Raw genomic sequence first — 13,598 nt, forward strand, 5'->3', positions numbered from 1 at the left:
TGCGGGACGGTGGGAGCGGTCCGGGTCACGTCGTGCCGAGCTCGTTGTCGATGAAGGCGAAGACGTCGTCGGCGGAGGCTTCCTCCAGCCGTCCGGCGACCGACGGGGCGTCACCGCCGGCCAGCGTGCCGGTGAGGCCGTTGAGGACGGTCTGCAGGCGGGAGGTGACGCGGGCCTGTTCGAGGTCCTCGGCGCTCAGTTCGCGGAGCCGGGCCTCCAGCCGGTCCAGCTCGGCGAGGACGGAGTCGGCGGAGGCCGCGGCCCCGCCGAGCTCGGAGCCCAGGTGCGCGGCCAGGGCGGCGGGGGTCGCGTAGTCGAAGATCAGGGTGGCGGGGAGGGTCACTCCCGCGGCGGTGCTGAGCCTGTTGCGCAGGTCGACGGAGGTCAGTGAGTCGAAGCCGAGGTCGCGGAAGGCCGTCGTCGGTTCGACGGCGCCGGCGCCCGCGTAGCCGAGGACGAGCGCGGCCTGGCCGCAGACCAGGTCCACCAGGGCGCGTTCGCGCTCGCCCGCGGTCAGCCCGGCGAGCTTGCGGGCGAAGTCGTCGGGTACGGGGGCCTCGGCGGCGGCCGGCTTGAGGTCGCGGACCTCCGGCAGGTCGGCCAGCAGCGGGCTGCTGCGCACGGAGGTGAACGCCGGTACGAAGCGGGTCCAGTCGACGTCGGCCACGGTCAGCGTGGTCTCGTCGGCCTCCAGGGCGCGGCGCAGCGCGGTCAGGGCGCGGGCGGGGTCCATGGCCGCGATGCCGAGGCCGCGCCCGGCGTCGCGCACGTGGTCGCTGTCGGCCATGCCCGCGCCGCCCCAGGGTCCCCAGGCGACGGAGGTGGCCGGGAGCCCGGACGCGCGCCGGAATGCGGCGAGCCCGTCGAGGTAGGCGTTGGCGGCCGCGTAGTTGGCCTGGCCGGCGCCGCCGACGGTCGCGGTGAGGGAGGAGAAGAGCACGAAGGCGGAGAGGTCCAATCCGGCGGTCAGCTCGTGCAGGTGCCAGGCCGCGTCGGCCTTGGGGGCGAGCACGGCGCCGAAGCGCTCGGGGGTGAGGGCGTCGAGGACGCCGTCGTCGAGCACGCCGGCCAGGTGCATGACGGCGGTCAGCGGCTGCTCCGCGGGCACGCTGTGCAGGAGCGCGGCGAGGGCGTCGCGGTCGGCGACGTCGCACGCGGCCAGGGTGACCTTGGTGCCGGTCGCGGCCAGCTCCTGCACCAGTTCGGCGGCGCCCGGTGCGCGTTCGCCGCGGCGGCCGACGAGCAGCAGGTGCTCGGCGCCCTCGGCGGCGAGCCACTTGGCGACCTCGGCGCCGACGGCTCCGGTGGCGCCGGTCACCAGGACGGTGCCGGTGGGCCGCCACGGCGTTCCGGGGCGGGCAGGCGCGTGCTCCAGGCGGCGGGCGTAGGCCCCGGAGGCGCGCACGACGACCTGGTCCTCGTCGCCGGCGCCGGTGAGCAGGGCGGCGAACCGGGCGACGACGTGCGGTTCGAGGGTCTCGGGCAGGTCGGCGAGGCCTCCCCACAGGTCGGGGTGTTCCAGTGCGGCCACGCGCCCGAGTCCCCAGACGGCCGCCTGGCGGAAGCCATGGGGGTGCGCTTCGTGGGCGACGGCCTGCCGGGTGACGGTCCACAGCTTCGCGGTGCCGCCGGTGTCGGCGAGCGCCTGGACGAGGGCTGCGGTCGCGGTGGCCGGGGCGGCGGGGGCGAGCAGGTTGAGCACGCCGTCCGTGCCGGTGCGGCCGGTGAGCAGCGCGGTGAGCCCGGCGCGGTCCTGCGCGGCGGCGGGGACCGGCAGGACGTCCAGGGTCAGGCCGCCGTCGGCGAGCGCGGCGAGCAGGGTGTCGGTCCAGGCGTCGCGGGCGCCGTCCTCGGGGACGACGGCGAGCCATTGCCCGGCGCCCGCCGGGGCCTGCGCGGCGGAGAGCATGCGCCAGCTTGTGCGGTAGCGCCAGCCGTCCACGGTGGCGTTGGCCTGCCGGTCGCCGTGCCAGGCGGCGAGGGCGGGCAGCAGGGTGGCGACGGGAGAGGCGTCCTGGACGCCGAGGGTGGCGGCGAGGGCGGGCGCGTCCCCGTCGCGGACGAGCTGCCAGAACTCGGCGTTCTCGTCGACGGGCCGCTCCGCGGTGACCGAGGGGGCGTTCTCCCAGTGGCGGTCGCGCAGGAAGGGGTAGGTGGGGAGGGCGACGCGGCGGGCGCCGGCGAACAGCGCCGGCCAGTCGGGGCTCAGCCCGCCGGTGTGCAGCCTGCACACCGCGTCGATGAGGGCCTTGACCTCGCCCTGGTCGCGGCGCTGGGTGGCGACGACCTGGTCCACGGCGTCCTGGGCCATGCCGGCGAGCACGGCGTCGGGGCCGACCTCCAGGAAGCGGACGGCGCCCTCGGCGGCGAGGGTGCGCACGCCGTCGTCGAAGCGGACGGCGTCGCGGACGTGCCGGACCCAGTACGCGGGCGAGGTCAGTTCGGTGGCGAGCTGCCCGGTGACGTTGGAGACGACGGGCAGCCGGGGCTCGTGGAAGTCCAGCCCCTCGATCGCCGTGCGGAAGGGCTCCAGCATGGCGTCCATGCGGTGCGAGTGGAACGCGTGCGAGACGCGCAGCCGGGTGGTCTTGCCGAACCGCTCCGCCACGGCCAGCACCGCGTCCTCGTCGCCGGAGACGACCACGGAGCGGGGCCCGTTGACGGCGGCGAGGCCGGCGCCCTCGGTGAGCAGCGGGGCGACGTCGGCCTCGGCGGCGCGGACCGCGACCATCGCACCGCCGGCCGGGAGCTCCTGCATCAGGCGGCCGCGCGCGGCGACCAGCGTGACGGCGTCCGGCAGGGACAGCACGCCGGCGACGTGCGCGGCGACGACCTCGCCGATGGAGTGCCCGCCGAGCAGGTCGGGGCGGATCCCCCACGACTCCAGCAGGCGGAACAGCGCGACTTCGAAGACGAACAGGCCGGCCTGGGTGAACCGCGTCCGGTGCAGCAGCTCGGAGCCGGGATCGAGGACGACGTCCCGCAGCGGCCGGTCGAGGTGCTTGTCGAACTCGGCGCACAGCTCGTCGAAGGCGCGGGCGAAGACGGGGAAGGCCGCGTGCAGTTCGCGGCCCATGCCGGGGCGCTGGGAGCCCTGGCCGGAGAAGAGGACGGCGAGGCGCCCCGGCCCGGCCGCGGTCACCGGCAGCTCCCGGCCCTCGGCCAGTGCGCGCAGTCCCTCGCGCAGCTCCTCGCGGTCGCGGCCGGTGACGGCCGCCCGGTGGGTGAACAGGGAGCGGGTCGTGGCCAGCGAGAAGCCGGTGTCGAACGGGTCGTGGCCGCCCTCGGCGTCGGCCTCCAGCAGCCGGCCGGCCTGGGCGCGGACCGCATCCGCCGTGCGGGCGGAGAGCACCCAGGGCACCACGGGCAGGGCGGCGCGCGGCCGGTCCTGCTGCTCCTCGGCGGCCGGGGCCTGTTCGAGGATGGTGTGGGCGTTGGTGCCGCTGATCCCGAACGAGGACACCCCGGCGCGGCGCGGCGCGCCGTCGGTCCGCCACTCCTGGGCCTGCGTGAGCAGCTCGACGTCGCCGGCCGTCCAGTCGACGGCGGTGGTGGGGTTCTCGGCGTGCAGGGTGCGCGGCAGGACGCCGTGGCGCATCGCCATGACCATCTTGATGATCGCGGCGACGCCGGCGGCGGCCTGCGGGTGGCCCATGTTGGACTTGATCGAGCCGAGCCGCACGGGGCGGCCCTCCGGCCGGCCCTGCCCGTACGCGGCGATGACCGCCTGCGCCTCGATGGGGTCGCCGAGCGTGGTGCCGGTGCCGTGCGCCTCGACGACGTCGACCTGCTGGGGGGCGAGCCGGGCGTCGGCGAGGGCCTGCTCGATCACGCGGATCTGGGCGGGGCCGCTGGGCGCCGTCATGCCGTTGGACGCGCCGTCCTGGTTGATGGCGCTGCCGCGCACCACGGCGAGCACCTCGTGGCCGTTGCGCAGTGCGTCCGAGAGCCGCTCGACCAGCAGGACGCCCGCGCCCTCGGCCCACGCGGCCCCGGCGGCGTCCTCGGAGAAGGACCGGCAGCGGCCGTCGGGCGACAGGGCGCGCCGCTCGCTGAACTCGACGAACATCTCGGGGCTCGCCATCACGGCGGCCCCGCCCGCGAGGGCGAGCGAGCACTCGCCCTTGCGCAGCGCCTGGACGGCCATGTGCAGGGCGACCAGCGAGGAGGAGCACGCGGTGTCCATGGTGACCGCGGGCCCTTCGAGGCCGAGGGTGTAGGCGATCCGCCCGGAGACGATGCTGCCGGAGATGGTGCCGCCCACGTAGTCGTGGTGCATCAGGCCGACGAAGACGCCGGTGGGCGTGCCCTTGACGGAGGCCGGGTCGATGCCGGCCCGCTCGAAGGCCTCCCAGGAGGTCTCGAGCAGGAGGCGCTGCTGGGGGTCGGTGCCCGCCGCGTCCTTGGGGCTGATGCCGAAGAAGGCGGGGTCGGACTCGGCGGCGTCGTGCAGGAACCCGCCGTGGCGCACGTAGCTCTTGCCGGGGCGGCCGGGCTCGGGGTCGTAGAGGCTGTCGATGTCCCAGCCGCGGTCCACGGGGAAGCCGGAGACCACGTCGACGCCGTCGGCGACGATGCGCCACAGGTCCTCGGGGGTTCGCACGCCTCCGGGGTAGCGGCAGCCCATGCCGATGATCGCGATCGGTTCGCGCTCCCGCTCCTCCAGCTCGCGCACGCGGCGTCGGGTCCGCTCGAGCTCTGTCGTCGCCCGCTTGAGGTAGTCGCGGAGCTTGTCGGCGGTGCCCGGCTGTTCCATCACTGGACTCCCAGTTCGTTGTCGATCCTCGCGAAGAGCTCTTCGTCGCTGGCGCCGCCGATGTCCTCGGGCGGGGCCGTGCCGCCCGGCGCGCCGTGCGTGTCGTGCCAGGTCCGCAGGAGGGCTTCGAGCCGCGCGGTGATGCGCGCGTGCGAGCCGTCCGCGTCGGGCAGGGCGGCCAGGGCGGCCTCCAGCCGGTCCACTTCGGCGACCATCGCCCGGGCCGCGTCGGCGGGCCCGGGGACGAGCCCGGCCTTGAGGTGCGCGGCCAGGGCCGCCGGTGTCGGCTGGTCGAAGGCCAGGGTGGCGGGCAGGGCCAGGCCGGTGGCGGCGCCCAGCAGGTTGCGCAGTTCGACGGCGGCGAGCGAGTCGAAGCCCATTTCCTGGAAGGCCCGTCCGGGGGCCAGCGCGTCCGCCGAGGCGTGTCCGAGCACGGCGGCCACGTGGGTGAGCACCAGCTCCGTCAGCAGCCGGTCCCGCTCCGCCTCCGGCAGGGGCGCCAGCCTCTCCCGCCACGGCGTCGTCCCCGCTGCGGCGCCCGCCGCGGCGGCCCGCCGGGGTGTGCCCCGCACGAGGCCGCGCAGCAGCGCGGGGACCCCGTCGGGGCGGGCCCGCACGGCGGCGGGGTCCAGCCTCGTCGGCACGACGAGCGCGTTCCCGGTGTCCAGGGCCGCGTCGAACAGTTCCAGGCCCTGGGCGGCGGACAGCGGCGGCAGGCCGGCGCGGTGCATGCGCTCCAGGTCGGAGGCCTCCATCCGCTCGGCGAGCCCGCCGGCCTCGGACCACAGGCCCCAGGCCATCGAGACGGCGGGCAGGCCGGCGGCCCGGCGGTGGGCCGCGAGCGCGTCCAGGAAGGTGTTGGCGGCGGCGTAGTTGGCCTGGCCGCCGCCGACGAGCAGGCCGGCGGTCGAGGAGAGCAGCACGAAGGCCGTGAGGTCCCGGTCCGCGGTCAGCTCGTGCAGGTTCCAGGCCGCGTCGACCTTGGGTCGCAGCACTCGCTCCACCTGGCCGGGGGTCAGCGCGGCGAGCATGCCGTTGTCGACGACGCCGGCCGCGTGCACCACCCCGTGGATCTCGTGCCGGGCCAGGAGGGCGGCGAGCTGCTCGCGGTCGGCCGCGTCGCAGCGCGCCACGGTCACCTCTGCGCCCAGCTCTTCCAGTGCGGCGCGCAGCGCGGCCGCGCCGGGGGCGTCCTCGCCGCGCCGGCTGGTCAGCAGCAGCCGGCGGACGCCGTGGGCGGTGACGAGGTGGCGCGCCAGCAGGCTGCCGAGGCCGCCGGTGCCGCCGGTGATCAGCACGGTGGACTCCGGCTGCCACCGCGGCCGTTCGCCCGGCTCGGTCCTGGCCAGGCGCGGCGCCGACAGCGCGCCGTCGCGTACGGCCACTTCGGGCTCCTCGCAGGCCAGGGCGGCGGCCAGGCCGTCGCTGCCGTCGGTGTCGACGAGCAGGAACCGGCCGGGGTTCTCCGCCTGGGCGGCGCGTACGAGTCCGGCCAGCGGCGCGTGCGCGAGGTCGCCGGCCCGGGTCACGACGGCGAGCCGGGAGCGGTCGAAGCGGCTGTCGGCGAGCCACTCCTGCAGGGTGGTCAGTACGGGGCCGAGCGTCGCGCGGACGGCCGTGGGCACGTCGGACCCCGCCGCGGAGGGGGCGACGGGCAGGACGACGACGTCCGGCACGGGTCCGTCGAACGACGCGAGGCTGCCGTGGAGGGGCGCGGCCACTCCGAGGTCGTCCGTGCCGAGCACGGCCGGGACGGCGGCGGGCGGTCCGGCGGGGGGCGGCAGGGGGACGTGCTCGACGCGGAACAGCGACTCCCCCGGGCCGCCCGCCAGTTGTCCGGGCGCGACGGGGCGGGCGACGAGCGTCCGTACGGAGGCGACCGGCGCGCCGGTGCCGTCCGCGATCTCCAGGGACACGGCGTCCTCGCCGGACTTGCCGATGCGGATGCGCAGCTCGGGTGCTCCGGCGGCGTGCAGGGTGACGCCGCTCCAGCTGAAGGGGAGGACGGCCTGGCCCGGGCCGAGGCCGAGGAGGCTGGCGTGGAGGGCGGCGTCGAGCAGCGCGGGGTGCACGCCGTACGAGCCGGCCGTCGCCCGCGCGCTCTCGGGCAGGGCGGCCTCGGCGAACAGGTCGTCGCCGCGCCGCCACACCGCGCGCAGCCCCTGGAAGGTCTCGCCGTAGCCGTAACCGGCCGCGGCGAGCGCCGGGTAGAGCTCGCCCAGCTCGACCTCTTCGGCACCCTCCGGCGGCCAGGCGGCCGCGATCGCGGGCGGGGCGTCGCCTGCGGGGGCGAGCACGCCGGTGGCGTTGCCGGTCCACGGCGCGTCGGGGGCGTCCGCGGGCCGGGAGTACACGGCGAGCGAGCGCCGGCCGCCGCCGTCGGGGCCGACCGCCACCTGCACGGCCACGGCGCCCCGCTCGGGCAGGACGAGCGGCGCCTGCAGGGTCAGCTCCTCCACCACGCCGCAGCCGGCCCTGTCGCCTGCCTGGACGGCGAGTTCGACGAGGCCGGTGCCCGGCAGCAGGACGGTGCCGTGCACGGCGTGGTGGGCGAGCCAGGGCTGCGCCGACAGCGAGAGGCGGCCGGTGAGCACGAGGCCGCCCGAGTCGGGCAGCTCGGTGACGGCCCCCAGCAGGGGGTGGCCGGCGGACAGCTGGCCGAGCCCGCTCGCGTCCCCGCCGTTGCCGGCCGATTCCAGCCAGTACCGGCTGCGGTCGAACGCGTAGGTCGGGAGGTCGGCCCGGCGGGCCCCGCGGCCCGCGAACAGCGCCGCCCAGTCGACCGGCACGCCGCCGGTGTGCAACCGGCCGAGCGCCCCGACGAACTCGCGCTCCTCCGCGCAGTCGCGGCGCATCGTCGCGACGGTCACCGGCTCGCCGCCCACGCAGTCCCGCGCCATCGCGGTCAGCACCGCGTCGGGGCCCAGTTCCAGGTAGGTCCGCACGCCGAGGTCGTGCAGCGTGAGCATTGCCGAGGCGAACCGCACGGGCCGGCGGACGTGGTCCACCCAGTAGTCCGGGGAGCAGAGCTCTTCGGCCGTGGCCGGGGCGCCGGTCAGCGTCGAGACGACGGGGATGCGCGGCGCTTCGTACTCCTGCGCCTTGGCGACCCGGCCGAAGTCGGCCAGCATGGGCTCCATCAGCGGCGAGTGGAAGGCGTGCGAGACCTTGAGCCTGCTGCTCCTGGCGAAGCGTGCGGCGATCTCCGCCACCTCGTCCTCGGCACCGGAGACCACCACGGACCGCGGGCCGTTGACGGCCGCGAGGCCGGCCCGGTCGGAGAGCAGCGGCTGCACGTCGGCCTCGGAGGCCGCGATCGCCGCCATCGCGCCGCCGGGCGGCAGCTGACGCATCAGGCCGCCGCGGGCGAGCACCATGGCGACGGCGCCTTCCAGGGACAGCACGCCGGAGACGTGCGCGGCGGCCAGTTCGCCGACGGAGTGCCCCACGAGGAAGTCCGGGCGGACGCCCAGGGATTCCAGGAGGCGGTACAGCGCCACCTCGACGGCGAAGATCGCGGCTTGCGCGTAGTCGGTGCGGCGCAGGGTGTCGGGGTCCGTCTCGACGACCCGGGTCAGCGGCATCTCCAGCTCGGCGTCCATGAGCGCGGCCACCTCGTCGAAGGCGGCGGCGAACGCGGGGAAGGCGCGGTAGAGCTCGCGCCCCATGCCGAGGCGCTGGGAGCCCTGCCCGGTGAAGAGGAACGCCACCTTCCCGCCGGTGCGGGGGCCGGCGCCGTCGGCGCCGTCGGCACCGGCGGTGACCGCGGCCAGGCCGGCGAGCAGTTCGCCGGTGTTCTCGCCGACGACCACGGCGCGGTGCTCCCAGTGGGAGCGGGTGGTGGCCAGCGAGAAGCCGATGTCGGCGGGGCCGGCCCCGGGCCGGGCGGCGACCCACTCGCGCAGCCGGCGGCTCTGCCCGGCGAGGGCCTGCGGCGTCCGCGCCGAGATCAGCCAGGGGACGGCCGTGAGCGGCGGCGCGCTCACGGCCTCGCCCGCCGAGGCCTCGGTGGAGGCCGCGCCGCCGGGGGCGGCGGCACCGGAGGCCGCTGCGGCCCCGGCGGTCCCTGCGGCCGCGGCAACCCCGGTGGTCCTGGCGGCCCCTGTCGTCCCGGCGACCCCCGGCGTCCCCTCCTCGGGCGCCTCCTCCAGCACCACGTGCGCGTTGGTCCCGCTGATCCCGAACGACGAGACGGCCGACCGCCGGGGCCCTCCGGTCTGCGGCCAGGCGCGGTGCGCGGTGAGCAGCTCCACCGCCCCGGAGTCCCAGTCGACCTGCGGCGAGGGCTCGTCGGCGTGCAGGGTCTTCGGCAGGGCGCCGTGGCGCATCGCCATGACCATCTTGATCACACCGGCGACGCCCGCGGCGGCCTGGGTGTGACCGAGGTTCGACTTGACCGAGCCCAGCCACAGCGGCCGCCCCTCGGTCCGGTCACGGCCGTACGTCGCGAGCAGGGCCTGGGCTTCGATGGGGTCGCCGAGCGTGGTGCCGGTGCCGTGCGCCTCGACGGCGTCGACGTCCGCCGGGGAGAGGCCCGCGTTCGCCAGCGCCTGGCGGATGACCCGTTGCTGGGAGGGGCCGTTGGGGGCCGTGAGCCGGCTGCTGGCGCCGTCGGAGTTGATCGCGCTGCCCTTGACGACGGCGAGGACGCGCCGGCCGTTGCGGCGGGCGTCGGAGAGCCGTTCCAGGAGCAGCATGCCGGCGCCCTCGCCCCAGCCGGTGCCGTCGGCGCCCGCGGCGAAGGCCTTGCAGCGGCCGTCGGGCGCGAGGCCCCGCTGCCGGCTGAAGTCGACGAACGTCTCGGGCGTCGACATCACCGTGACGCCGCCGGCGAGGGCCAGGGCGCACTCGCCGGACTGCAGGGCCCGGACCGCCCAGTGCAGGGCGACCAGCGAGGACGAGCAGGCGGTGTCGATGGTGACGGCCGGCCCTTCGAGGCCGAAGGTGTAGGCCACCCGGCCCGAGGCGATGCTGGCGGCGCTGCCGTTGGCGAGGTAGCCGTCGAGGTCCTCGGGGACGGACCGGATGCGGGTCGCGTAGTCGTTGTACATGACGCCGGCGAAGACCCCGGTGCGGCTGCCGCGCAGGTCGGACGGTAGGACGCCCGCGTCCTCGAACGCCTCGTGGCAGATCTCCAGCAGCAGCCGCTGCTGGGGGTCGGTGGCCAGTGCCTCGCGGGGGCTGATCCCGAAGAAGCCGGCGTCGAACTCCGCGGCGTCGTGCAGGAATCCGCCCGTGCGGGCGTAGGTCCGGCCCGGGCGCCCGGGTTCGGGGTCGTACAGGGAGTCGGTGTCCCATCCGCGGTCGGCGGGGAACTCCGAGACGGCGTCGGTGCCCGCGGCCACCAGCTCCCACAGCTCCTGCGCGGTGGTGACGCCTCCGGGGTAGCGGCACCCCATGCCCACGATCGCGACGGGTTCGTGCGCGCGTTGCTCGGACTCGCGCAGCCTGCGCCGCGTCTCGCGCAGGTCCGACGTCGTCCGTCGGAGGTAGTCGAGCAGTCGGTCCTCGTTGTTCACCAGCGCAGCCGTCCGATCGGAATCGACAGAAGCCTTCGGGAAACGCGGGGTTCCCACGGCTCCTCGGTCCGCGCCCCCGCCCATCGGAGGCTAAGGAGCCGCGGACGGCCGGGCCAACCCCTATCCCCCCCAGCCCGGGCAGGGGGGTAGGGGTGCCCGCAAGGGGGTGCGCCCAAGGGGCGGACTTTGCTTTCCGTGAGGCAACCGAGGGCGGTGGGACGACCTTCCCTACTCTTGGAGGCACGGAACTTGGAGGACCGGCCTACCGTTGACACCCATGCGACACGTTACATAGGTTTCGTGTCCATATTTCGCTGATGTCCTAGAACGATGGGGTTCGCTGAACGCGTGATCCGTTTTGGTGACGAAACGTTTACGCGGGATCTATCGGTTTCGGCTAGACCATGCGGTGGACTGCACAGGGGCCGGCATCCGTGCACGGGTGCCCGGTACGGGAGTTGCAGTGCCGCAGTGCTGTTCGGTGAACCCGGATTCTCGGAAATACTGACCGCGGGGGCGATGTATGCATCTGTTCGACCGCCATAAAGAACTGCAAGCCTTGAGCGAGGCGTTCGCCGACTGTGCCGGCGGAGCGGGACAGCTCGTGATGATCAGCGGAGGGCCGGGCTCGGGCAAGACCGAGCTCCTGCACGAGTTCGCCAACACGGTGGCGGCGGCAGGGGCCCGGCTCCTCATCGCCACCGCCTCCGTCACCGAACGGTTCCAACCGCTGGGCACCGCGGGGGACCTGCTGCTGAGCGGCGACGTCGCCGCGGACGTGCTGGACCGGATCACCGGCTGCCGCACCTCCGCCGGGAGCACTCCCCCGCCGTCCGGGCAGGAGCGGGAGAAGTGCGTCGCGCGCGCCGTCCAGGACGTCGCCGCGGCCGTGGTGGAACTGGCGGACGAGCGGCCCGTAGTGATCGGCATCGACGACTGCCACTACATGGACGGCGCTTCGCTCCAGGCCGTCCTCGCGCTGCTGCAGCGGATCCGCACCCGGCGCGTCCTGGTGGTGTGCACGGGCTGGGAGCAGTACGGGCCGGCCCACCCGCTCGTCCACACCGAGCTCCTCCGCCGCCCGCACCGCCGGGTCCGCCTCGCGCCGCTCTCCGAGGAGGGGGTCGGCAGCATGCTCGCCGCGCAGTCGGAGCGCCCGTTACCTCCCGGCGCCCGCTCCCGCTACCACCGCATGACCGCCGGCAACCCCATGCTGGTGCGCGCCCTCCTGGACGACACCACGCGCTTCGGCGCCGACGTCGCGGAGCCGGTGGCGAGCGTCGCCTACCGGCAGGCGGTGCTGGCCTGCCTGTCGCGCACCGGGCCCGGCCACGCGCGGACCGCCGCGGCGCTGGCCGCCCTCGGCGACGCCGCCTCGGCGCGCGGCGCGGCGGCGGTGACGGGCCTGTCCCCGGACGAGGTGCAGCAGGCGGCCGAGCTGCTGTCCTCGATGGGGCTGCTCGACGGCTACCGCTTCCGGCACGCGGTGGCGGCGGGCGCGGTGCTCAGCAGCCTCGCGGCGGGCGAGCGCTCGCGCCTGCACGGCGACGTCGCACAGCTGCGCTACGAGGTGGGCGATCCCCTCGCCGACGTGGCACGGCACCTGCTGGCCGCGGGCCGGGCCCCCGAGCCCTGGGGGCCCGCGGTGCTGCGGCGGGCGGCCGAACAGGCCCTGGCCGCGGACGACGTCGAGGAGGCCGCGAGCTTCCTCGGGCTCGCCCTGCGGGAGTGCAAGGACCGGCGCGAGCGCCACGCGCTCTCCGCGACCCTGGCCCGGGCGGTGTGGCGGGTCAACCCGGCGGCCGCCGGGCCGCACCTCGCGCCGCTCTACCCCGCCGCCCGCGCCGGCTCCCTGGACACCCGCGACACGGCCACCGTGCTGCGCCACATGCTCTGGCAGGGCGATACGGACCTCGCGGCGGAGACGATCAGCGCGTTAGGCGGCCTGCGCACGCGGACGGACGCCCGGCTCCTGGCCGAGATGGAGTTCGTCAGACAGTGGTTCTACGGCGCGCCGCGGGCCGGGCAGCGCGGCGACACCGGCAGGACGAGTCCCCTGGAACCGACCGTGGTGGACCACACCAGCAGCCTGTGGGCGAGTGTCGCCCTCATGGCCGGCGGATCCGGCGGCACCGTCACCGACGAATCCGTGACGCACGTGGCCGAGGCCCTGCAGAGCCACCAGCTCAGCGACCTGCGGCTCGAACTCACCACGATCTCCCTGATGGTCATCGCGCACGCAGACCGGCCCGCGACGGCGGCGGAGGTGTGCGACTCCCTCCTGGCCGACGCCGGGCGGCGCGAATCCACCACCTGGCAGGCCGTCCTCGGCGCCGTGCGGGCCGAGATCGCCCTGCTGCAAGGCGACGTCGAGACCGCGTCGGAGAAGGCCGTCGAGGCCCTCGGCCTGCTGCACCCGCAGGGCTGGGGCGTGCTGGCCGGACTGCCGCTGTCGACGGCCCTGTTCGCGTACACGGCCCGGGGCCGGCACGAGGCCGCGGCGGACCTGCTGCAGCGCAAGGTTCCGGACAGCATGTTCCAGACGCTCTTCGGCGTGCAGTACCTGCGCGCCAGGGGACACCACTACCTGGCCACCGGGCGGGCCTTCGCCGCGCTCAACGACTTCGAGACCTGCGGCCAGCTCATGCAGGACCGCAACGCCGGCCTCCAGGCGATGATCCCCTGGCGCACCGACCTCGCCCAGGCGAACCTGCGCATCGGCAAGCAGCGCATCGCCAAGGACTGGGCGCAGAAACAGCTCAAGCAGCACGGGGGCTTCGGCTCCCGGACGCGCGCCGTCACCCTGCGCGTCCTCGCCGGGGCGAGCCAGCTGCGCCACCGCACCGCCCTCCTGCGCGAGTCCGTCGATCTGCTCCAGGTCTGCGGCGACCGGCTGGAACTCGCCCTCGCCTACGCCGAGCTGTCCGCCGCCCACTACGAGCTGGGCGAGTTCCCCCGTGCCCGGCTCCTGGCGCAGCAGGCCGCCCAGGAAGCCGCGGTGTGCCGCATCGACTCGCCGGTCGGCAACCGCCTGGAGCGGCCCGAGCCGGAGGCCCCCGGCGCCGCACCGGCCCTCAGCGACGCGGAGTGCCGGGTCGCGGCGCTGGCCGCGCTCGGCTACACCAACCGCGAGATCAGCAGCCGCATCCACGTCACCATCAGCACGGTCGAGCAGCACCTCACGCGCGTGTACCGCAAGCTGAACGTGGCCAGCCGCACCGAGCTGCCGTCCAAGGTGATCGAGTACCGGATACCGACGCCGTCGGACCCGGCGCCCGCGGCCCGGTCGGCCGCGGTGCGCGGCACCGCCTGAGCGGATACCG

The 13,598-nt window shown here is 75.8% G+C and carries 3 protein-coding genes; 1 reads left to right on the forward strand and 2 read right to left on the reverse strand.

Going from position 1 to position 13,598, the window contains the following annotated elements; all coding sequences use genetic code 11:
- Nucleotides 1-25: 25 nt before the first annotated feature.
- Nucleotides 26-4,759 carry a type I polyketide synthase gene (locus tag ACSNOG_RS01855; RefSeq protein WP_436750715.1) on the reverse strand — a complete coding sequence of 1,578 codons (4,734 nt, stop codon included), beginning with the start codon at nt 4,757-4,759 and terminating at the stop codon, nt 26-28.
- A complete protein-coding gene (locus ACSNOG_RS01860; RefSeq protein ID WP_436750716.1) occupies nt 4,756-10,275 on the reverse strand; it encodes a type I polyketide synthase in 5,520 nt (1,839 codons plus the stop codon). Before ACSNOG_RS01860 ends, ACSNOG_RS01855 begins: the two co-directional genes overlap by 4 nt.
- 523 nt (nt 10,276-10,798) lie before the next feature.
- Between ACSNOG_RS01860 and ACSNOG_RS01865 the strand changes: the two genes are divergently transcribed.
- The gene (locus ACSNOG_RS01865) at nt 10,799-13,588 is read left to right on the forward strand and encodes an AAA family ATPase (RefSeq protein WP_436750717.1); all 2,790 of its coding nucleotides are present in this window, start codon (nt 10,799-10,801) and stop codon (nt 13,586-13,588) included.
- Nucleotides 13,589-13,598 lie beyond the last annotated feature (10 nt).

Origin of the sequence: Streptomyces sp. URMC 124, assembly GCF_051386455.1 — a bacterium.
Taxonomy (GTDB): Bacteria; Actinomycetota; Actinomycetes; order Streptomycetales; family Streptomycetaceae; genus Streptomyces.